A 21,326-nucleotide genomic window follows, 5' to 3' on the forward strand; every position below is an offset into this window, starting at 1 on the left:
GGCCGTCAGCCGTGCCGCGCGGCCCGCCTGCGCTGCGGGTGCGGTACCCGCGGTTCCTCGCGGCCCTGGGCCCACAGGGAGCGGACATGGCCGAGGTGGCGGGCCATACATGCCTCGGCCGCCTCGGCGTCGCCCGTCAGCATCACATCGAGCAGCTCGATGTGCTCCTCGGCGGAGGGCAGCAGCTGGTTCGACTCGTCGAGGCGGGTGAGGCCGTAGAGGCGGGAGCGTTTGCGCAGCTCGCCGACCGTCTCGACGAGGCGGTCGTTGCCGCTCAGGCCGAGCAGTTCGAGGTGGAAGCGGCGGTCGGCCTCCAGATAGCCGATGAGGTCGTGGGCGCGGGCGGCGGCGACGATCTCCAGGGCGATCGGGCGCAGCGCCGCCAGCTGCTCGCGGGTGGCGGTCCGGGTGATCCGGCCGACGACCGGGACCTCGATCAGGGCCCGGATCTCGGTGTACTGGTCGAGGTCGCGCTCGCTGACCTCGGTGATCCTGAAGCCCTTGTTCCGTACCGGCTCGACCAGGCCCTCACGGGCCAGGTCGAGCATCGCCTCGCGCACCGGCGTGGCCGAGACCCCGAAGTCCGCGGCGAGGCCCGGGGCCGAATAGACCGAACCCGGGCGCAGCTCCCCCGCGATCAGCGCGGCGCGCAGTTGATGGGCGACCTGATCGCGCAGCCGCTCCTGAGCGGTGATCAGGCTGCGATGCTTGAGCTCACCCATCTGGTCCTCCGAGTTGACGCGGAGTGCCAGCGTACAATGTCACGTTGTGCAAACCGCCTGGCAGGCAGGGCCTTTGTGCCCCGGGATCACAGCAGGAACCCTGCCGGGAACGGATCGGCCGGGTCCAGGAAGTACTGCGCGGTCCCGGTCACCCAGGCCCGGCCGGTGACGGTGGGCACGACGGCCGGCCGCCCGCCCACGGTCGTCTCCTCGACGAGTCGGCCGGTGAACTCGGTACCGATGAACGACTCGTTGACGAAGTCCTGGTGCAGCGGCAGTTCACCGCGGGCGTGCAGCTGCGCCATCCGCGCGGAGGTGCCGGTGCCGCACGGTGAGCGGTCGAACCAGCCGGGGTGGATGGCCATCGCGTGCCGGGAGCGGGTGGCATCCGACCCGGGCGCGGCGAAGTAGACGTGCTTGAGCCCGCCGATCCGCTCGTCCTCGGGGTGGACCGGCCGGTCGGTGGCGTTGACCGCGTCCATGAGCGCGAGCCCGGCCGCGAGGATGTCGTCCTTGCGGGCCCGGTCGAAGGGCAGGCCGACGCTCTCCAGCGGCAGGATCGCGTAGAAGTTCCCGCCGTAGGCGAGGTCGTAGCCGAGCGTGCCGTAGCCGGGGACGACGGCCTTGCGGTCGAGTCCGGCGCAGAACGCGGGGACGTTGGTGAGGGTGACGGCGGTGGCCCGCCCGTCCGCCACCGCGACCTGGACGGTGACCAGCCCGGCGGGGGTGTCGAGCCGTACGGTCGTGACGGGTTCGCGCACCTGGACCATGCCGGTCTCGACGAGCACGGTGGCCACCCCGATCGTGCCGTGTCCGCACATCGGGAGGAAGCCGGAGACCTCGATGAACAGCACGCCGTAGTCGGCGTCGGGGCGGGTCGGCGGCTGGAGGATCGCGCCGCTCATGGCGGCGTGTCCGCGCGGCTCGTACATCAGCAGCCTACGGACGTCGTCGCGGTGCTCGGCGAAGTACTGCCGGCGTTCGGCCATGGTGGCGCCGGGGATGGTGCCGATGCCACCGGTGATCACGCGGGTGGGCATGCCCTCGGTGTGGGAGTCGACGGCGTGGAAGACATGGCGGGTGCGCATGGGGGCCTCTCTCAGCGGTGGCCGTCGGCGAGCAGCTTCTGGGTGGCGGCGCGCAGCACCGCCGCCTGCTCCGCGGGGAGCGGGAAGCGGGGCGGGCGGGTCGGGCCGCCGTGGTGTCCGGCGAGGTCCATGGAGAGCTTGATCGCCTGCACGAAGGCGGGCTGGGAGTCCCAGCGCAGGAGGGGGTGCAGTGCGCGGTAGAGGGGCAGCGCGGTGGCGAGGTCGCCGGCGACGGCGGCCCGGTACAGAGCGGTGCACGACTCGGGCAGCGCGTTCGGGTAGCCGGCGATCCAGCCGACCGCCCCGGCGACGGCGAGTTCGAGCAGGACGTCGTCGGCACCGATCAGCAGATCGAGTTCCGGGGCCACTTCGGCGATCTCGTAGGCCCGGCGGACATCGCCGCTGAACTCCTTGACGGCGACGATGCTGCCGTCGCCGTACAGCTCGCCCAGGAGCCGCGGGGTGAGGTCGACCTTGGTGTCGAAGGGGTTGTTGTAGGCGACGACGGGGACCCCGGCGGCGGCCACCTCGGCGAAGTGCGCCCGGACCGCGGCCCCTTCGGCACGATAGCCGTTGGGCGGCAGCAGCAGTACGGACCCCGCGCCCGCCTCGGCGGCCCGCTCGGCCCAGCGGCGCGCCTCGGCGCTGCCGTAGGCGGAGACCCCGGACATCACGCGGTCCCCGTCGCCGTCGGCCGCCTCGACGGCGGTACGGACGACCCGGGTGCGTTCCTCGTCGGTGAGGGTCTGGTACTCGCCGAGGGAGCCGTTGGGTACGACGCCGTCGCAGCCGGCGGCGAGCAGCCGGGCGACCTGGGCGGCGTAGGCGTCGTAGTCGATGGAGAGGTCGTCACGCAGGGGAAGGGCGGTGGCGACCATGATGCCGTGCCAGGGGCGGGTGCGCGGGGCCATGCGGGTCTCCTCAGGAAGGCGTACGGGTGCGGTAACGGTCCTTATTCACTGGCGAGTCGGTCGAGAAGGACGGGGCAGGCGAGGGGACGGCGGTCGGCCGGCGGGGTCCGCTCGCCGGCGAGGTGGGCCACCGCGGGGCCGCACATCCGCCCCTGGCACCAGCCCATTCCGGCGCGGGTGAGCAGTTTGACGGTGCGGGTGTCGCGGGCGCCCAGCTCGTCGACGGCCTGCCGGATCCGGCCGGCCGTGACCTCCTCGCAGCGGCAGACCTCGGTGTCCGAGCGCAGCGCAGCCGACCAGCCGGAGCCCGGTGCGTGCACGGCGGCCATGGTGCGCGCGAAGCGGCGCAGGCGGTCGCGTCGGCGCCGCAGCGCGGCACCGGGAGCCCGGCCGGCGACGGCGTGGGCGGCCAGTTCGCCTTCGGCGAGGGCGAGTTCCGCGCCCCCCACCCCGCAGGTCTCCCCGGCGGCCCAGATCCCGTCGACGGTGGTCCGCTGGCGGTCGTCGACCACCAGGGCGGGGGTGCCGTCGGGCGTCGGGCGGGTGGCGCAGCCGAGTGCGGTCGCCAGCTCCAGTTGCGGCACGAGCCCGTGCCCCACGGCGAGCGCGTCGCACGGGATGCGGCGGCCGGTCCCGGGCACCGGCCGCCAGTCCCGGTCGAGCCGGGACATGGTGACCGCCTCGACCCGCTCGCTGCCGTGTACGGCGGTGACGGCGCTGCGGCGGTGGACGCGTACGCCGTAGCGCCCGAGAGTCGCCGCGTGGGCCGCCGCCTCGATCAGCTTGCGGGGGTTGGCGGCCAGTGTGCGCGGGGCGCGGGCGTATCCGGCGTAGCGGCCGGCCTCGGCGACGACCGGCACGGTGGCTCCGGCGGTGGCGAGCGAGGCGGCGACGGCGAGCAGCAGCGGCCCGCTGCCCGCGACCACGATCCGCCGGCCGGGCAGCACCAGCCCCGCCTTGAGCATCGCCTGTGCGCCGCCCGCGCCGACGACGCCCGGCAACGTCCAGCCGGGGAAGGGGAGTTGACGCTCGTACGTCCCCGTGGCGAGCAGTATGTGGCGGGCGGACAGCTCGGCCCGGCCCCGTGCGCCGTCGGGCCCGGTCGCCGCGTGCAGAGTCCAGTGCCCGGCGTCCCGGGTGACGGCCCAGACGTGGTGTTCGGCGAAGTGGCGGATGCGGCCGGCGGCGAGCTGGGCGTTCAGGAGGGCGGCGCGCCGGGCGTAGGCGCGCCAGGAGTGGTGGAGGGCCTGGGGGCGCTGGGCTCCCAGCGCGGGGGCGGGCTGCCGGTAGAACTGGCCGCCGGGCCGGGCGGCGGTGTCCACGAGCGCCACGGTCAGCCCGAGTCCGGCGGCGGTGGTGGCGGCGGCGAGCCCGGCCGGCCCGGCGCCGATGACGGCGAGGTCGTGGGGGTCAGACGGCGAGGTCGGCATGCCCGTGGCCCTCCTGGGTGGTGATCGCGTCGCCGGGCCGGGCCGGGATCAGGCAGGCCCGTTGGTTGGGGGTGCCGTTGACGGTGGCCAGGCAGTCGAAGCAGGAGCCGATACCGCAGAACGCACCGCGCGGCCGGCCGGTGCGCCGGGTGCTCCGCCAGGACAGCACACCGGCCGCCCACAGCGCGGCGGCGATGCTCTGGCCGGGCAGCGCCGGCAGCGGACGGCCGTCGAGGGTGATCTCGAACGGCGGGCCGGGCTCGGCGCGCACGAGGCCGGCGGGGGTGCGGCGACGGGTCATGCGGGGCTCCTCTCCTCGAAGCGCTCCGGGCGGAACGGCTTCGCCTCCAGCGGACCGGGGGTGCCCGTCAGCGCGGCGGCGATCAGCCGACCGGTCGCCGGGGCGAGTCCGATGCCCGCGCCCTCGTGGCCGCAGGCGTGCAGGAGGCCCGGGGCGCGGGGGTCCGGGCCGATGGCGGGCAGGTGGTCCGGAAGGTAGGGCCGAAACCCCTGGTAGGTGCGCATCACCCGGACCCCCGCCAGTACCGGGAACAGGGCCGTCGCCTGGGCGGCGAGCCGGCGCAGCACCTCGACGGAGAGGGTGCGGTCGAAGCCGACGCGTTCCCGGCTGGCGCCGATCAGCACCGGGCCCGCCGGGGTGCCCTCGACGACGGCGGAGCTCTGCAGCGCCGCGGAGCCGCTGGCCACGTCGGCGACATAGTCCGCGGCGTACACCTTGCGCCGTACGACGCGCGGCAGCGGCTCGGTGACCAGTACGTATCCCCGGCGGGGCAGGACGGGGACGGTCACCCCCGCGAGCGCGGCCAGTTCGCCGGCCCAGGTGCCGGCGGCGTTCACGACGGCGGGGGCGAGGAGGTCGCCTCGGGGGGTGCGCACACCGCGCAGTGTGCCGTCGGGCGCGGTGAGCAGCGCGGTGACCGCCGCGCCCAGGTGCAGTCGGGCGCCCGACGCGCGCAGCAGATGCGCGGCCGCGAGGGCGGGCTGGACCTGGGCGTCCTGCGGGTAGAGCACACCGCCGGCGAGGCCGGGCGCGAGGTGCGGTTCGGCGTCCCGCAGCCGGTCGCCGGGCAGCCGGCTGCTGTGCACGCCCGCGGCGGACTGCGCCGCGCTGAAGGCGCGCAGGGACTCCAGCCCGGATTCGTCGGCGGCGACGACCAGCCCGCCCTTCGTCTCGTACTCGATCTCCGGGGGGAGTTCGGCGGCGAGTTCGCGCCACAGCCGGGTGGAGAGCAGCGCCAGGTCGAGTTCGGGTCCCGGCTCCTTGTCGGAGACCAGGAGGTTCCCCTCGCCGGCGCCGGTGGTGCCGCCCGCGACGGCTCCGCGGTCGACGACGGCGACGGAGAGGCCGGACCGGGCGGCGTAGTAGGCGCAGGCCGCGCCGACCACACCGGCCCCGACGACGACCACATCGGAGGTATCCAGGCAGCGTCCGTGTCTCATGGGCACGCCAGTAATATGTCACACAACACTGGTGCAGAGAAGGGGACTTGGCACCTTCACCGGACCGACCGATCAGCGCTCGTCGTGGCCGAATCCCCTCTCCACGGGGAATGCGCAGCTCAAGGGGGTGGCGGAGTGTTCGCGCAGCGCCATCCAGCGGTAGTCGCGCCAGCGGCCCGAGCGGGCGCCCGGGGGTACGTCGATGGCCCATGGGCGGCCGGCGAACCCCGCCCCGGTGGCCTTCACACACGCCTCCTGGACGGTCCACACCCAGGCCACCTCCTCGGCGGCCCGCGCCGGCGGCAGTGCCGCGATCCGCTCGGCGTGCTCGCCCAGCAGCCGGCGCGCGAACGACGCGCCGACCCGGGCGCCGGGGCGCTGGAGGTCCACGCCGAGGGCGCACCCGACGGCGACTCCAGCGGCGAGCGCGCCCTCGCTGTGCGAGACGCTGATGCCGATGCCGGGATGCCCCCGCAGCCAGGGCTTGCCACGCGGGTCCGCGACCACGTCCGCAGCGGCCAGGGCCGGCCGCACGGCGGCGAGCAGCTCCCTCAGCAGCGCGCGCCCGGTGAGGAACTCCCGGGCGCGCCACCCGGGCATCCGCTCTGCCCGGCGCAGATCGTCGCGGTGGGCACTGGGCGCCATCCCCTCCGCGGTGGCGGTGGCCACCCAGAGCCGGTCGGCCACCTCGATCGGTGCGGTCACGGCGGGGTGCCGGGTCGCACAAGGCCGTCCAGTACGCTCTCGGCGGCGTCCGCGAGGGTGCCCAGCACCACCTCGTTCGCACCGCCGCCGATGCCGAACAGCGCGGCCTGGGCGCGCAGTTCCTGGATCCCGCCGGTGGCGAAGCCGGCCGCGCCCCACAGCTGGCCGCACTCGGTCAGCACATGCTGGACGGTCGCGCCGGCGGCCGCCTTGAGCGTGGCGGCCGCCGCCGCATCGTGGCGCACCGCCACCGCGTCCTCGAACTCCGTTATCAGCGCCCGGAGTTCACGTACCCGCAGCAGGCAGGACGCGAAGCGCTGGCGCACCACCTCCAGGTCCCACAGGGTGCCCTCGCCGTGCGCGCGGCCGGACAGGTGGCGACGGGTGTCCGCGAGGACGCGACGGCACAGTGCGACCCCCCACTGGGCGCCGGCGAGCCGCTCGGTGCCGATGTGCCGGGCGAACAGCGGCAGCCCGAAGCCGGCCCGGCCCAGCACATGGTCCCGGCCCAGCCGTACGCCGTCGAGGGTGAGATGGCCGACGCCGGAGTCGGCGAAGAGGGCGGAGTCGGCGGGCCGCACGCCGACTCCCGGGGCGCCGGCGGGCACCAGGACCCAGGTGAAGTGGGTGAAGTGCCGTCCGGGCCGGTGCCGGGCGAGGACGAGGAAGGACGCGGCGGTGGTGGTGTTGGCGATCCAGTTCTTCTCGCCGGACAGCTCAAGGCCGTCGTCCTCGATCAGCACCCGGGTGCGCAGCGCGGTGAGGTCGGTGCCGGCGCTGACGTCGGTGGCCGCCAGGGCGACGGTCTCCCGACCGGAGAGCGCCCTCTCCAGTGCCCGCCGCGCCACGGGCGTGCGGCCCGCCGCGAGAACGGGCAGCGCGGTGGCCAGCTGGACGCTGACCGACAGGGTGGCGGCGATCGAGAAGCGGGCGTCGACGGCAGTGAGCAGGCCCTCAAGTCCCGCGGGGTCGGCTCCCGCCCCGACCGTGCCGTCGCGATAGGCCCGGGTGATCAGTCCCGCCCGGCCGAGCGCGGCCCACACCTGCTCGCCACTGGCGGTGCGCGGCAGGGCGTCGAGCACGGCACCGGCGGACCGCCGGCCGGGCGAGGGGTGGGGCACGGCGCTCGGGGCCTCGGTGCTCACGGGGTCTCCTGGCCGTCGGCGCGGTCGCCGGTCCCGTCGGGCAGCTGTGCGCGGATCGCGCGCCACAGGCTGCCGGCGGTGGCGAAGGTGGCGTCGTTGAGTTCGTCGTCCGGCAGCGAGATCCCGAAGGTGTCCTCGATGACGAAGAGCAGCTCGATGGCCTGCATGGAGTCGACACCGAGCCGGCGCAGGTCGGTGTCGGGGGCGATGACGGGCTCGTCGGGGCCGGCGAGCTTGAGGAAGGGGCGCAGCAGTGCGGTGAATCGGGTGTCCATGGTGTGGCCTTTGCGGTGGTGGGCGGGTGGTCAGCGGTCCTCGTCGGGGGACGGGGAGGCGGTGGGGGCGGCGGGTGCGGCGCCGAAGACCGTGCGGTCGGCCGCGAGGACCGCCCGCAGGCGGTCGACGACTCCCGGTGGCTCGGCGCGGCCCCGGGACACCCGGCGGTGGGCGAGGCGGGTCCACTCAAGGGCCTCGTCCCAGGCGCGCAGCTGCGCGCGCTCGGCCTCGGTCTCGCCGGTCCGGCGGGCGAACGCGCGGTAGGCCGCGTGCAGTTTGCGGGCCCGCATCAGCAACCAGGTCTCGCCGGTGAGCCGTTCGACGGCTCGGGCGCGGTCGGCGCAGGCGTCGTACGCGGCGAGGTAGGCGGTCACCGCGGCCTCGTCGGCCTCCTGGGTGGGCGGCGGTCCGGCGGCCGGGTACGCACCGGCCGGCGCCAGCTCGATGACCTCGGCCGACTCGATGCCCGCCAGCTCGTCGGCGGACAGCACCCAGTGGCCGGGCGCCGCCGTTCCCCACGGGGTCTCGCTGAGGTAGGCGTCCGTGACGTGCCAGCCGTCGGGCCCCGCGGCGAGCAGGAAGCCGTGCGCGGTGTGGGCCCGGCCGTAGTACGGGAGCCAGGGCAGCTGGAAGGCGTCGGCGACGATGTAGCGCACGCCGACGGCGGCGCGGATCGCCCGGCTCAACTCGCCGCGGGACGGCCGTTCCTGCCGGACCACCCGCAGCCCCAGGAGCCTCGGCGCCACGGCCAGCCGCTCCGGCAGCGGCGCATCGACCGTCGGCAGACCGTCCGCCCCGTCCCAGGTGCGGAACCTCAGGGGCGCGCCGAGGCGGAGGTGCGCTCCGGGGCCGTGGTGGTGGTCCGCGAGCACCGCGAGGTTGGCCTGGATGCGGTCCAGCAGGGAGCTGCGGACCGAACCGAGGTCGAACCGCTCCGGTTCGACGGTGACTGCCATCGCCGTTCGTCTTCCTCTCGGGGTGGGGCGGTCGGTCACAGCCACGCGGGCAGTGCGGGCAGCTCCGCCGTCGACTCCAGTGCCGCGCCGGCGCTGCGCCCCGCCAGCCAGGCGAGGATGTCGGCGGGTTCGCCGGAGACGACCGGGCCGCCGGTGCCGAAGCGGCCGAGCAGTGCGCCCTCGCGGTCGCCGAGCGTGCAGTCCGGTACGCCCTCGGCGGCGGCGTAGTAGCCGAGGACGTCGTCGAGGATGATCTGCCGCGCCGGTTCGGGGATGTCGGCGAAGCCGTATCCGAGGTCCAGGTCGACGTGGTGCAGTTCGAGTTCGCGGAGCCGGATCACCAGTATCCGCCGGGGCGTGCACAGTTCACCGGTGAAGGGCCGGACGGTGGCCCGCCAGGCGGGCGCGGGCAGTTGCTCGGCCGTGCGCCGGAAGTGCGCGGCACTGGCCCGGACGTCCGCCACCAGCGCCGCGGCCGGCCGGCGGGCGCCCGCCTCGATCTCGGCGTCCCGGGCCTCGCGGTCGGCGTACTGGGGCGTCTCGACGCCGGTACGGGCCCACTCCAGCAGCCGTTCCAGTGCCGGGACCTGGCACACGAGGTGGCTCAGGACATGGCCGCGCGTCCAGCCGGGCAGGCGCGACGGCTGTGCGACGGCCTGGTCGTCGAGCCCCGCGAGATCGGCCAGCAGCCGGTCGGCCGCCGCGGCGAGCTGCGCGAAGGACGCGGCGGTGGGAGGTATCTCCTTCATCGTCATGCTCCTTTCAGACGGGCGAAGCCCCGGGCGATCCGGGAGAGTTCGCGGCCGATGTGCGGCAGGCGGGCGGGGTCGTCGGCCCGCAGCGCCTGGTGCTGCAGGCGTTCGTCGCCGTACAGCAGGCTGGTGGCGGCCTTGAAGCGCAGGGCCTGCGGGTCGTCGCCCAGCAGATGGCCGGCGAGCACGGCGATCCCGGAGTCGTCCAGGAGGCGGCCGGCGAGCGAGGCCGCGTCGGTGACTCCGTGTGCGGCCAGCCGCTCGCGCAGCGGCCCGAAGTCCGGGTAGACGTAGAACCCTCCGGTGGGCGGGCGGCACTCCGCGCCCGCTTCGAGAGCGATGCGGTGCACCGCCCGGGCCACCGCGCCGTGCAGCCGGGCGCTCGCCCGCATTCGCGCGAGGACCTCCGGCGGCTCGCCGTAGGCGTACTCCGCGACCTGCTGCATGGGAGCGGCGAGGGTGGACCACAGTTCGCTGGCGGCCGCGGTCACCGCGTCGCGCAGCAGTGCGCCGGTCTCGCCCACCGGGAAGCGCGCCACGCCGATCCGCCACCCGCCGAGCCCGAGCGTCTTGGACAGTCCGCTGGTGACGACGGTGCGCTCGGGGGCGGCCTCGGCGGGGCTGAGGAAGGGGGTGGACTCGGGGTCGTGGACGATGTCGCGGTAGATCTCGTCGGAGACGATCAGCAGGTCCTCGGCCCGGGCCAGTGCGCACAGTTCGCGGATCAGCGCGGGCGGCGCGAGGGTCCCGGTGGGGTTGTCGGGGAGGGTGAGGACCAGCAGCCGGGGGTCGTCGCCGGCAGCCCGGGCCCGCCGGATCGTCTCGCGCAGCGCGCCCGGTGCGGGGACGCCGCCGCACTCGGCGGGGATCGGTACGCCGTAGACCTTCTTGCCCGCGTAGCGGGCCTGCGGGGCGTAGGTGTTCCAGGCGGGGCGCGGCAGCAGCACATCGCCGGGGATGACCAGTTGCAGTGCCATCAGCAGGGGCTTGCTGCCGGGCGCGACGATCACCCGGTCGGCCTCGGTGGGCAGCCGGCGGCGGGTGAAGTAGCCGGCCACCGCGTCGCGTACGCCCTCGGCGCCGGCCACCGGCCCGTAGGCGGCGCGCGTCGCGCCGAGCGCCAGCTGCTCGGCGAGCTGCGGCAGGACCGGCAGCCGGGCCTCGCCGAAGGCGAGATGGACCAGCGAGGCCCCCTCGGCGCGGCGCCGGTCGACCAGCTGGTTGAGCGCCAGGTTCGGGGAGGGCGGGGCGACGGTCACGGCGGTCATCTCGAAGTCCTTTGCGTGCGGTGGTCCCCGCGGGTCGGGCCGCCGAGTCGGCCGGTGGCCGCCGCGGGGTCGGCGGGTATCCGGGTCATGGGTCTGTCTCTCCTCGTCGGCCGGTGCGGATCAGTGGAGCGGGGCCAGGGAGTGCCGTACGGAGCGCTGGGCGCGGTCGAGCGCGGCGGCGCACTCCTCGGGGGTGTCGCCGACGGCCACCAGGGCGGCGAGCCGGGGCACGATCCCCCGGGGCGGCAGCAGCAGTTCGGTGCCCGGCGCGGCGAGCGGGACGGCCTCGACGATGCCCGGCACGGCCGCGGCGGCGGTCAGATCGAGGGAGTGCACGGTGCCGTCGCGCTCGGGGTAGACGAAGCGCACCTCCGCGCAGCGGTCGCGGACCGGGGTGAGGTCGGGTGCGCGGCCGAGCGCGAGGTCGACGGCGGCCGCGACCGGGTCGACCCCGGTGGCGAGGGTGCCCAGCAGCGGGATGAAGTCGCCGCCGAGGCGGCCGTTGACCTCGACGACGCGCGGTCCGGTGGGGGTGCGGCGGATCTCGGTGTGGGTGAGTCCGGTACGGATGCCCAGTGCGGTGTGGGCGTCGGTGACGACGGACCGCACCTCGTCGGCCCAGGGCTCCTCCCGCCAGGGCGCGACGAGGTGTCCGACCTCCTCGAAGTGCGGCGCGAACCCCAGCCGCTTGTGCGCGACGTTCACGATCCGTACGGCGCCGTCGGACACCGCGCAGTCCACGCTGATCTCGGGGCCGGGCAGATACTCCTCCACGATCGCGTCGGCCGGTGCGCTGATGCCGGGGAAGGAGGCGCCGAGCGCCTGGTCGTAGGCGCGCGCGAGCTGTCCGGGGTCGTCGGCGCGGGTGACGCCGATGCTGCCGGCCAGCGCACGGGGTTTGACCACGACGGGCCAGCCGAGCGCCTCCGCCGCCGCCAGCGCCTCGGCTCGGGTGCCCACCTGCCGGAAGCCTGCCGAGGGCACCCCGGCGGCGCCGAGCAGCCGTCGGGTGGCCAGCTTGTCGCGGCAGCGGTGCGCGGCCTCGGGGCTCATATGCGGCAGACCGAGCCGGCGGGCGACCTCGGCGGTGCTCTCCAGGAGCGTCTCGTCCCAGGTCAGGACGGCTCCCGGACCCCGATGGCCGGCCAGCAGTGCGGCGACGGCGCGGGTGGTGGCGGCCGGGTCGGAGGTGTCCGTGACCCGGAACCGGTCGGCGACATAGCGCCGTTGCCAGTCGACGGCGGTGCCCTGTACGAGGGCGGTGCGCACCCGCCCGGCGACGGTGCGCAGCGCGTACTCGCGGTAGGGCGGATTGCCGCAGCCGACCACCACGAGCCGGCCGGGTGCCTGCGGATCGACCGGTTCGCACGCCAGCGACGCCTCGCGCATCGCGCGGCGGACGGCGGCCGTCACCTCCGCGCTGCCGCTCCCCCGGAAGCGGAACCTCGCCCCGGCGTGCTCGTAACCCCCGCCGGTCAGCAACGCGCCTTCCGCCGGGAGGACTTGGGCGTACGGCCCGGTGCGGGGGCGGTCCGCTCGGGGCGGGGTGAGCGCCCGCACCCGGCAGGGCGGTGGTACGGACGGCGGCACCAGCAGCCAGCCCGCCACCCGCGCGGGCTCGGCGAGGCGGCGGGGGGTGGGGTCGGGGGTGCCGGTCTGGTGGGCGAAGGCCGCGGCCATCAGGTCGATGCCGTGCACCTCGCGCCAGATGAAGGGCACTTCGGCACCGCCCGGCCTGGCGCCGACCTCCAGCACGGTCAGCGCGCCGCCGTCGCCCTCGAAGAGTTCCAGATGGAAGACCGACGGCCCGGTGAACAGCGCGCCGACGGCGGCGGCGGTGATCTCCTCGATGCGGGCCAGGAGTTCGGCGTCGTCGATCTCGACCGAGCCCAGGGCGCTGCCGGTGGTGAACTCCAGGCAGGTGTTGAGGTAGCGCGACGCCCGCCAGGGGCCGACGTCCGCTCCGTCGAAGACGCCGTCGACGTGCAGGACCTGATCGGGCAGCCACTGCTGGACGAGCAGGTCGATGTCGTGCGGGAAGGCATGCGCGCGCAGTTGACCGGGGGATGCCAGCCGGGTGATGCCCGCGCTGGCGGTGCCCCGACGGGGTTTGACCAGCACCGGCCAGCCGTGCCGGGCGGCGAAGGCGGCCACCGCCTCGTGGTCCGGTGCCGCGGCCGTCGCCGGCACCGCGACGCCCGCCACCGCGAGCCGCCGCGCCATCAGCAGTTTGTCGCGCAGCGGCAGCAGGTCCCCGGTGCGCTGCCCGGGCAGCGCGAACGCGTCGCGCAGCTCGGCCGCCAGGTCGAGGTCCGTCTCCTGGAGGGCGACGATCCGGGTCGGCGGTCCGCTCCGTTCGACCAGCGCGTCGACGGCCTCGCGCACCGCCTTGACGTCCTCGGTGCTGTCCACCAGCCGTACGCCGGCGGCCTGTTCGGTGGGCAGGTGGCGGGCGGCCCGTTCGGTGGTGAGGTAGCTGACGCGGTGGGCGCGGTGGTCGAGGTAGGCGGCGTAGTCGGCGTAGCGGTCGGTCCAGCGGTGGATGATCATCACGTGTTCGGGCACGGCGGCCTCCTGGGGCAGGAACGAGCGCGGGGAACGAAGGAGCGGCAGGGGGCGGCCGGTTGGTGCGACGGCGCATCGCCGGGCGGGGCGGGCGGCGTGGTCCGGAACCCGGGATCACCGGGGCGGACAGCGCCGGTACGGGCCGGTTCCCCGGCCGTGCGGCCGTTCAGGAGCCGGCGGGGCGGATGCCCGTCAGGGCCGCCCGGCGGCGGTCAGCAGGCTCTCGTGCAGATCCCACAGCAGTTCGGCGCAGTGGGCGCGGTCGAGGTCCTTGGCGGTGAGCCGGAGGGAGAGCGCGTCCTCGCTCTCCACGGCGCGGACATAGCATCGCGGGCCGATGGTGGTGAAGGGCTCCTCCCAGGTGAGCGTGGGCGGAGCGGCGGTCCCCGGCCCCCGGGGCGGCGGGGCGTCCGGCGCCGTGTCGTCCGGCACGGACACGAAGTTGAAGGCGCAGGCCGGTTCGGCGGCTCCGGGCATACGGGCGCGCAGCGCGGCGACGGCGGTGACCTCGTGCATCCCGTGCCGGAAGGCGCCGAGGCCGCTCCAGTGCACCGCGTCGGCGAGCTTGACCAGGTCCTCGTTGCGGGCGTCCTCGATCAGCGCCGGCACCCACTGGTTCATCGAGGTCACCACACCCCGCCAGCGGCCGGCGAAGCGGTTGGCGCTCATCAGCTGCACCAGCAGGGCGTCGACACCGCATCTGCGGGCCACGCTGCGGACGTAGGCGGCCAGCACGGCGCTGGCGACGGAGACCCGCGCGCGTGCGGCGACGGTGTGCGCGGCCGGGCGGGCGGCCGCGGAGCGCAGGGTGCACTGGACGGCGTCGGCCGCCGTGTCGGCGCCGCGCGGCAGGGCGGCCGAGGGGGCCTGGGCCAGGGTCTGCGCCCAGTGGTCGAGGGCCGCGGCCTGCCGACGCAGTCCGGCGGCGCCGTACTGCTCGGCGGCGAGGTCGGCGGGGCCCGGTGGGGCGGGGCCGAGACCTCGGGGGTCGGTGAGCGCCCGCCGGAAGTCCTGATGGAGCAGCTCCTGCGCCCAGGCGTCCGCGGCGATGTGGTGCTTGGCGAACAGCAGCTGGGCGGGGGTGCCCGCGCGGGTCAGCAGCCGGGCCCGCCAGGCGTGTTCGCGGCCGAGGTCGAAGGGCTCGGCGGCCAGTTCGGCCGCGAGCCGCGCGGGTTCGCCGGCCGCGCTCTCGGCGATCTCCAGCCGGTCGTCGAAGTCGGTGTCGGGCGGCAACTGCCCCGGGGCGTCGGGGTCCTGGAGGTCGTAGCGGGTGCGCAGCGACGGGTGCCGGGCGGCGAGGGCGCGCAGCGCGGTGCGCGCCTGTTCCGCTCCGACGCCGGGCGGAAGGGGCCAGGCCGCCGCGTTGTTCGGCTCGTGCCGGCGCGGCGCCGGCAGTCCCCGGATGTCGTGCCATACCGAGAGCTGGCCCAGCGATAGCGGTCCTGCCCCGGACATACGTTCCCCCATCAACACACTTCCACCATGCGAAAGATGAATTCCAGACAGGGGCGACGCTGCCACAACCCGCCGCGACCTGTCCAGGTTTCACCGACCCCGAACACCCTCCAAAGTGACCCACCTCACACCCCACCCCCACTGCCGACATGAGAGTCTGACCATCGCTCAACGGAATTCAACTTCCGTACAGCGGAAGCCTGGTGGGGGGTGCGGCGGTCACGGGGGCAGCCGCGCCGACCACCGACCGGACGCCGCCGCACCGGCCACCCGGAAGCACCGGCACCGCCCGGCCCGCCCCGGATCACCGTTCCCGACCACCACGAGGGGGCTTCGCCACGTGAGTCAGCAGCCACCGGCCCCGGCCGGCACCGCCGGGGAGTTCCTCCACGACTTCCTGCTCGCCGCCGGCCGGCACACCCCTGACGCCCCGGCCGTCATCGAGTCCGCCCGGCCGGGCCTGACCACCGTCACCACCTACGCGCAGCTGGGCGCCCTGGCGGACGCGTACACCGGCGGCCTGCTCACCCTCGGCCTGGAGACCGGCGCCCGGGTGATCCTGGAGGCCGACACCACCGCGCACTCCCTCGCGATGCTGCTCGCCGCCTCCCGCGCGGGCCTGACCTTCATCCCGGTCAGCCCGAAGACCCCCGGGCAGCGGCTGCGATCCCTCATCGGCACCGCCCGGCCCGCCCTCCACCTCCAGGCGTCCGACGGCGCCCGCACGGATCTCCCCCGCACCCTCGCCACCGCGCGGTTCGGCCCCGGCGGACTCACCGTGGAGCACGCCCCCGAGCAGCCCCGGCCGAGGCGCCGGGTGCCCTGCGTCACCGACCCCGCGTACATCATCTTCACCTCGGGCACCACGGGACGCCCCAAGGGCGTGGTGATGAGCCACCGGGCGGTGGTCGCGTTCTACCGGGGCATGCTCGCGTACGGCATCGCCACGCCCGAGGACCGCATCGCCAGCACCTCGCCCCTGCAGTTCGACTTCTCGCTGCTCAACATCGGCCTGGCGCTGGGCAGCGGCGCCAGTGTGGTGCCGGTCCCGCCGGACCTGGTGCGCTGGCCCCGGCATCTGCTGCGGGTGCTGCGGGAGACCGAAGCCACCCAGGTCAACGGCGTACCGTCGATCTGGCGGCAGCCGCTGCGCCATGAGCCCGGGCGGCTGGCCGCCCTCGACCGGCTGCGCTCGATCCTGTTCTGCGGCGAGGAGTTCCCGCTGCCCGAACTGCGCCGCCTGCAGGAACTGCTGCCGAAGGCGCGCATCATCAACTGCTACGGCGCCACCGAGTCGATGGCCTGCTCCTTCGAGGACGTCCCCAACCCCCTCCCGGAGGACGCCCATCGGCTCTCCATCGGCGTCGCGCATCCCGGAGCGGAGATGCTCCTCGTCGACGAGCACGGCGCGCTCGTGGCGGAGCCCGGCGTGCCCGGCGAGATCCATCTGCGCAGCCCCGCGCTCTTCTCCGGCTACTGGGACGACCCTCGGGCCACCCACCGGGCACTGGTCCCCGACCCGCTGTGCCCGCAGTCCGGCCAGGTGGTGCTGCGCACCGGAGACCTGGCCGTGCGGGGCGCGGACGGCGAGTTCTACTTCTGCGGCCGGACCGACTCCCAGGTGCAGATCAACGGCAACCGCGTCGAACTGGCCGAGGTGGAGCGGCGGTTGACGCAGTACCCGGGCGTCGCCGCGGCATCCGCGACGGCCCTGCCGGAGCCCGAGGGCGGCGGACTCCGGCTGACCGCCTTCGTCGTCCCGACGGCGGGTCGGTCCGTGGACACCGCGGACCTGGGTGCCTTCTGCGCCCGCGCGCTGCCCCCGTACATGGTCCCGCAGGAGATCCGGCTGCTGGACGTCCTGCCCACGACCCCGAACGGCAAGGTCGACCGCGCGGCCCTGGCGCAGGGCACCGAGCCGACAACGGCGGACGGCGCCCGGACGGCCCCGGCCTCCCGCCCGGCCCCGTCCCCCGCCCGGCAGGCCCCCGCGCCCCCGGCCCCCGCCGTGCTCCGCGGCTGCGGCCGCTGACGATCCGCACGTCCCGGAGGAGAGAACCAAGGAGGGAACGGAGACCATGAGCGGAATCGACACGTCCGGCCCGGCGATCGGCGAGCCCCGCCCAGGGCGGCTGCGCGGCTACGTACGGGTGCGGGCGGGCGGGCTGCCCGCCGCGTTCTGGGTGCTGTGGGGCGGGTCCCTGGTCAATCGCCTGGGCTCGATGGTCAATCCGTTCCTGAGCCTGTATCTGACCGGGGTCAGGGGCCTGTCCGTCGCCACCACCGGCATCGTCCTCGCCGTCGTCGGCATCGGTTCGGTGATCTCCCAGCCGCTGGGCGGCTTCCTCGCGGACCGCTTCGGCCGCCGGGTGGCGCTGACCGGCGGCATGCTGGCCAACGGCGCGACCCTGCTCGCGCTCGGCCACGCCCGGAGCCTCACCCTGCTGGTGGTCTGCTGCTTCGTCCTCGGCATCACCATCGATCTGTTCCGCCCCGCCGCCCAGGCCCTGGTCGCCGACGCGGTGCCGGCCGCCGACCGCACCCGCGCCTACGGCCTGCTGCTGTGGGCCGTCAACCTCGGCTTCTCGGTCGCCATGGTGCTCGGCGGCTATCTCGCCTCGCACGGCGGCCGACTGCTCTTCTGGCTCGACGCGGGGGCCTGCGCGTTCTTCGGGCTGCTGGTGTGGCTGGCCATCCCGGAGACGGGCCCGGCCGCCCGGGAACGCACCGCCGGCAGCTACCGCGGCGTCCTGCGCGACCGCGCGATGCTGGCGTTCGCCGGCCTCATCGTCGGCTATGCGGTCGTCTTCCAACAGGCATTCGCCACCCTGCCGCTGGCGATGACCGGCACCGCGTTGTCCAGCAGCGCCTACGGCCTGGTCATGGGCGTCAACGGCATCATCGTCATCGCGGTACAGCCGCTGATCGGCCACCGGCTGGCCGCCTTCGACAAGAGCCGGGTGCTGGCCACCGGCTTCACGATCGCGGCCGGCGGCAACGCGGTGGCGGCCGCGGCCTCGGCGACCGCCGGCTACGCACTGGCCGTCGCGGTCTCCACGCTCGGCGAGATCCTGGTCTTCGCCGTCACCGCGGCCGTCGTCGCCGACCTCGCGCCCGCCCACCTCCGCGGCCGCTACAACGGACTGATCGGCATGGCCTGGGGCACCGGCTTCCTGATCGCTCCGATCGTCGGCACCCGCCTCCTCGTCATCGGCTCCACCACCCTCTGGCTGACCTGCACCGCCCTGTGCCTGGCCGCGGCCGCGGGCCAGCTGGCGCTGGCCCCGTCCCTGCGCCGCCGCGCCGAGGCCGTGGACTAATCGCAGTGCACCCGGCTTTGGCCCGGTGGTGAAGCGGTTCTCGCATGCATGACGAACGCGCGATGCCTACCAGTGCGGATGTTCTGATACTCAGCCATAACCCAACTTAGTACGATCACGGACATGCAGCTCAGGTACTCCTTCCGGATGTACCCGAGCGGTCCGCAGCGCTCAGCGCTGGCCAGGGCGTTCGGGTGCGCTCGGGTGGTCTTCAACGACGCGCTTCGCGCCCGCGAGGACGCCCGCGCCGCCGGGCTGCCGTTCGTTCCCTCCGCCGAGCTGGGCAAGCGGCTCACCGAGGCGAAGAAGACCGAGGAACGGGCGTGGCTCAGCGAGGTCTCCGCCGTGGTCCTGCAACAGTCCCTCCGGGACCTGGATACCGCGTACCGGAACTTCTTCGACGGTCTCAAGGGTAAGCGTCCACGCATGGGCGCGCCCCGGTTCAAGTCGCGCCGGGACAACCGGCAGTCGGTCCGGTTCACCGCGAATGCCCGCTGGAAGATCACCCCGGGCGGAGACCTGTCATTGCCGAAGATCGGCGACGTACGGGTGAAGTGGTCCCGCGCCCTGCCGTCCGCGCCGTCCACTGTGACCGTGGTCAAGGATGCGGCCAGGCGGTACTTCTGCTCATTCGTGGTCGAGACTGACGCGAATGAGGTACTGCCGCCGGTCACGCCGGAGGTCGGCATCGACCTGGGACTGTCGCATTTCGCGATCCTCTCCGACGGCACGAAGATCAACAGCCCGCGCTTCCTGCGCCGGGCGGAGAAGAAGCTCAAGCGGGAACAGCAGCGGCTCTCCCGCAAGACCAAGGGCAGCAACAACAGGACGAAGGCCCGGATCAAGGTCGCCCGCGCGCACGCGAAGGTGGCCGACGCACGGTGCGAGTTTCACCACCAGCTCTCAATGAAGATCATCCGTGAGAACCAAGCGGTTGCCGTTGAGGACCTGGCGGTCAAGGGACTCGCCCGTACGCGTATGGCCAAGTCCGTTCACGACGCCGGATGGTCGGCGTTCGTGACGATGCTGGAGTACAAGGCCGCCCGGTACGGGCGCACCCTCATACGGATCGGCCGGTTCGAGCCGACGTCTCAGGTGTGCTCGCAGTGCGGCGTCAAGGACGACCTCAAGCCCCTCCACATCCGCGTGTGGGAGTGCGGGGCATGCGGGGCTGTCCTCGATCGGGACATCAATGCGGCGGTCAACGTCGCCAAGGCCGCCGGACTGGCGGTATCAGCCTGCGGAGCGCGGGTAAGACCGGGACTCGTCCCGGCGCAGCGCGAAGAAACAGGAACCCACCGAGACGGTCAGCCGACCGTGGTAGGAATCCCCGCCCTTTAGGGCGGGGAGCGGAAGTCAACACCCCAGCCAGCGCAACACGTTCACCGGCCGGCTCACCTCCGGCATGCTCGTCGAGGTGCTCACCCGGGCAGCCGCTCTCGCGGGGCTGCGTACCGGACGGCGCTGAGGCGGCGCCCGTCGCGTTCCGCGCGGAGCCGGAGCGCCACACGCGGTGGGACGACCGCGCCGTTCCGGCGCCCGGGTCAGCGCGCCCCGTACACCGGATGCGGTTCCCCGGCAGCCGTCAGCAGCTTGCGGGCGTGCTCGCCCGCCTCCGCCGGGGTCCAGCGGCCGCCCTTGTCGGCGGTGGGGCCGCGGCGCCAGCCCTCCATGACGGAGATCCGGCCCGCCTCGGCCTCGAAGACGCGGCCGGTGACGCCGTCGCTGGCGGCGGAGGCGAGCCAGACCACCAGCGGGGAGACATTGCCGGGGGCCATCGCGTCGAACTCCCCCTCGGCCGGCGCCGCCATCGTCTCGGCGAAGGTCTGCTCGGTCATGCGGGTGCGGGCGGCGGGGGCGATGGCGTTGACCTGTACGCCGTAGCGGCCCAGCTCGGCGGCGGCGACGAGGGTGAGGCCGAGGATGCCCGCCTTGGCGGCGGAGTAGTTGCCCTGGCCGACGCTGCCGAGCAGTCCGGCGCCCGAACTGGTGTTGACCACCCGGGCCCGGGGCGTGCGGCCGGCCCTGGTCTCGGCCCGCCAGTGGGCGGCGGCCTGTTGCAGCGGCAGGAAGTGGCCCTTGAGGTGGACGCGGATGACGGCGTCCCAGCCGTCCTCGTCGAGGTTGACCAGCATCCGGTCGCGCAGGAACCCGGCGTTGTTGACGAGGGCGTCGAGGCGGCCGAAGGAGTCCAGGGCGGCGGCGACGAGCGAGGCGGCGCCGTCGGTGGTGGTGATGTCGCCGGTGTGCGCGACGGCCCGGCCGCCGCGGGCCTCGATCTCCTCGACGACCTGCTGCGCCGGGCCGGGCGAGGCCCCGGAGCCGTCCGCGGTCACCCCGAGGTCGTTGACGACGACGGCGGCCCCTTCGGCGGCGAGGGCGAGGGCGTGGGCGCGGCCGAGGCCGCGGCCGGCCCCCGTCACGGCGACGGCGCGGCCGGCGCAGATTCCGGTCATCTCAGCTCTCCTCGGTGGACGGGGATGCGGCGGGGCGGTGGGCGGTGGCGGCGTCGAGGAAGGCGGGGCGTTCCCCGCCGCCGTGGACGAGCAGGCTGGCACCCGTGAGGTACGCCGCCCGGTCGGAGGCGAGGAAGACCGCGGCGTCGCCGATCTCGTCGGGTTCGGCGAGCCGGCCGAGCGGTACGGTGGCGCCGACGGCGGCGACGCCCGCCTCGTCGCCGTAGTGCAGGGCGGTCAGTTCGGTGCGGACCATGCCCAGGACGAGGGTGTTGACCCGGACCCGCGGGGCCCATTCGACGGCCATGGTGCGGGCGAGGCTGTCCAGGCCCGCCTTGGCCGCGCCGTAGGCGGCGGTGCCGGGCGAGGGGCGGGTGCCGCTGACGCTGCCGATCATGATGATCGATCCGCCGGCCGGCTCGCCCCGCATGACCTCGTACGCGGCGAGGGAGGCGGTCAGCGGGGCGGTGAGGTTGAGTTCGAGGACCCGCGCATGCCGCTCCGGGGCGGCCGCACCGAGCAGGCGGTAGGGCGTACCGCCGGCGTTGTTGACCAGGCAGTCGAGGCGGCCGTACGCCGCCGCGACATGGGTGAAGAACTCCCCCACGGCGGGCGGATCGCGCAGATCGAGCGGGCGGAAGCGGGCCGTGCGGCCGGCCGCGGCAACGGGGGTGTCCGGGGGCCGCCGGGCACAGACCACGACGTCGGCCCCGGCCTTGAGGAACGACCGGGCGATCCCCGCGCCGACGCCGCGGGTCCCGCCGGTGACGACGGCGACCTGCCCGGACAGATCGAGAGTCAGGCTCAACCGGTACC

General features: G+C 74.8%; 19 protein-coding genes and 1 pseudogene. 4 read left to right on the plus strand and 16 right to left on the minus strand.

Annotated features, from left to right (window positions below; genetic code table 11):
* Positions 1-5: 5 nt before the first annotated feature.
* The 14 genes from ACZ4NB_RS00500 to ACZ4NB_RS00565 form a co-directional block, all read right to left on the minus strand.
* Complete coding sequence (locus ACZ4NB_RS00500; protein ID WP_467657324.1) at positions 6-722, minus strand: GntR family transcriptional regulator; 717 nt, start codon at positions 720-722, stop codon at positions 6-8.
* Between the two features lie 86 nt (positions 723-808).
* Positions 809-1,810: a proline racemase family protein gene (locus tag ACZ4NB_RS00505; protein ID WP_467657326.1), complete on the minus strand. Its 1,002-nt coding sequence runs from the start codon at positions 1,808-1,810 to the stop codon at positions 809-811.
* An 11-nt stretch (positions 1,811-1,821) separates the two neighbouring features.
* Positions 1,822-2,721 carry a dihydrodipicolinate synthase family protein gene (locus ACZ4NB_RS00510; RefSeq protein ID WP_467657327.1) on the minus strand — a complete coding sequence of 300 codons (900 nt, stop codon included), beginning with the start codon at positions 2,719-2,721 and terminating at the stop codon, positions 1,822-1,824.
* A gap of 41 nt (positions 2,722-2,762) precedes the next feature.
* The gene (locus ACZ4NB_RS00515) at positions 2,763-4,151 is read right to left on the minus strand and encodes an FAD/NAD(P)-dependent oxidoreductase (RefSeq protein WP_467657328.1); all 1,389 of its coding nucleotides are present in this window, start codon (positions 4,149-4,151) and stop codon (positions 2,763-2,765) included.
* Positions 4,132-4,452 carry a (2Fe-2S)-binding protein gene (locus ACZ4NB_RS00520; protein WP_467657330.1) on the minus strand — a complete coding sequence of 107 codons (321 nt, stop codon included), beginning with the start codon at positions 4,450-4,452 and terminating at the stop codon, positions 4,132-4,134. Before ACZ4NB_RS00520 ends, ACZ4NB_RS00515 begins: the two co-directional genes overlap by 20 nt.
* Positions 4,449-5,612 (minus strand): NAD(P)/FAD-dependent oxidoreductase, encoded by a 1,164-nt coding sequence (locus tag ACZ4NB_RS00525; RefSeq protein WP_467657331.1) that lies wholly within the window; start codon positions 5,610-5,612, stop codon positions 4,449-4,451. The genes ACZ4NB_RS00520 and ACZ4NB_RS00525 overlap by 4 nt, the downstream gene beginning before the upstream one ends.
* Positions 5,613-5,684: 72 nt before the next feature.
* Entirely contained in the window at positions 5,685-6,317 is a 633-nt protein-coding gene (locus ACZ4NB_RS00530; RefSeq protein ID WP_467657333.1) for a 4'-phosphopantetheinyl transferase family protein, read from the minus strand.
* Positions 6,314-7,462 (minus strand): acyl-CoA dehydrogenase family protein, encoded by a 1,149-nt coding sequence (locus ACZ4NB_RS00535; protein WP_467657334.1) that lies wholly within the window; start codon positions 7,460-7,462, stop codon positions 6,314-6,316. Before ACZ4NB_RS00535 ends, ACZ4NB_RS00530 begins: the two co-directional genes overlap by 4 nt.
* Positions 7,459-7,737 (minus strand): acyl carrier protein, encoded by a 279-nt coding sequence (locus ACZ4NB_RS00540; protein WP_467657335.1) that lies wholly within the window; start codon positions 7,735-7,737, stop codon positions 7,459-7,461. Before ACZ4NB_RS00540 ends, ACZ4NB_RS00535 begins: the two co-directional genes overlap by 4 nt.
* A 30-nt stretch (positions 7,738-7,767) precedes the next feature.
* Positions 7,768-8,694, minus strand: a complete 927-nt coding sequence (locus ACZ4NB_RS00545; protein WP_467657336.1) for a hypothetical protein — start codon at positions 8,692-8,694, stop codon at positions 7,768-7,770.
* A 35-nt stretch (positions 8,695-8,729) separates the two neighbouring features.
* Entirely contained in the window at positions 8,730-9,443 is a 714-nt protein-coding gene (locus tag ACZ4NB_RS00550) for a maleylpyruvate isomerase family mycothiol-dependent enzyme (protein WP_467657337.1), read from the minus strand.
* Positions 9,444-9,445: 2 nt separating this feature from the next.
* Positions 9,446-10,714 carry a pyridoxal phosphate-dependent aminotransferase gene (locus ACZ4NB_RS00555; RefSeq protein ID WP_467657338.1) on the minus strand — a complete coding sequence of 423 codons (1,269 nt, stop codon included), beginning with the start codon at positions 10,712-10,714 and terminating at the stop codon, positions 9,446-9,448.
* Positions 10,715-10,834: 120 nt separating this feature from the next.
* Positions 10,835-13,279, minus strand: coding sequence for an ATP-grasp domain-containing protein (locus tag ACZ4NB_RS00560; RefSeq protein ID WP_467657340.1), 2,445 nt, complete (start codon positions 13,277-13,279; stop codon positions 10,835-10,837).
* 192 nt (positions 13,280-13,471) lie between these two features.
* Positions 13,472-14,734 carry a condensation domain-containing protein gene (locus ACZ4NB_RS00565; RefSeq protein WP_467657341.1) on the minus strand — a complete coding sequence of 421 codons (1,263 nt, stop codon included), beginning with the start codon at positions 14,732-14,734 and terminating at the stop codon, positions 13,472-13,474.
* A 340-nt stretch (positions 14,735-15,074) separates the two neighbouring features.
* On the opposite strand from ACZ4NB_RS00565, the gene ACZ4NB_RS00570 reads away from it, so the two are divergent.
* From ACZ4NB_RS00570 to ACZ4NB_RS00585, 4 genes and pseudogenes are all read left to right on the plus strand, one after another.
* Entirely contained in the window at positions 15,075-16,766 is a 1,692-nt protein-coding gene (locus tag ACZ4NB_RS00570) for an AMP-binding protein (RefSeq protein ID WP_467657343.1), read from the plus strand.
* A 46-nt stretch (positions 16,767-16,812) separates the two neighbouring features.
* Complete coding sequence (locus tag ACZ4NB_RS00575) at positions 16,813-18,054, plus strand: MFS transporter (RefSeq protein ID WP_467657344.1); 1,242 nt, start codon at positions 16,813-16,815, stop codon at positions 18,052-18,054.
* A 123-nt stretch (positions 18,055-18,177) separates the two neighbouring features.
* Positions 18,178-19,395, plus strand: a complete 1,218-nt coding sequence (locus tag ACZ4NB_RS00580; RefSeq protein ID WP_467657345.1) for an RNA-guided endonuclease InsQ/TnpB family protein — start codon at positions 18,178-18,180, stop codon at positions 19,393-19,395.
* A 10-nt stretch (positions 19,396-19,405) separates the two neighbouring features.
* A pseudogene (locus ACZ4NB_RS00585) lies at positions 19,406-19,522 on the plus strand (uracil-DNA glycosylase); the annotation flags it as partial.
* Positions 19,523-19,598: 76 nt separating this feature from the next.
* Here ACZ4NB_RS00585 and ACZ4NB_RS00590 read toward each other — a convergent pair.
* A complete protein-coding gene (locus ACZ4NB_RS00590) occupies positions 19,599-20,510 on the minus strand; it encodes an SDR family oxidoreductase (RefSeq protein ID WP_467657346.1) in 912 nt (303 codons plus the stop codon).
* A gap of 1 nt (position 20,511) precedes the next feature.
* Complete coding sequence (locus ACZ4NB_RS00595; protein WP_467657348.1) at positions 20,512-21,318, minus strand: SDR family oxidoreductase; 807 nt, start codon at positions 21,316-21,318, stop codon at positions 20,512-20,514.
* Between the last annotated feature and the right edge of the window lie 8 nt (positions 21,319-21,326).

It is taken from the genome of Streptomyces sp. NPDC026575, from assembly GCF_055567415.1.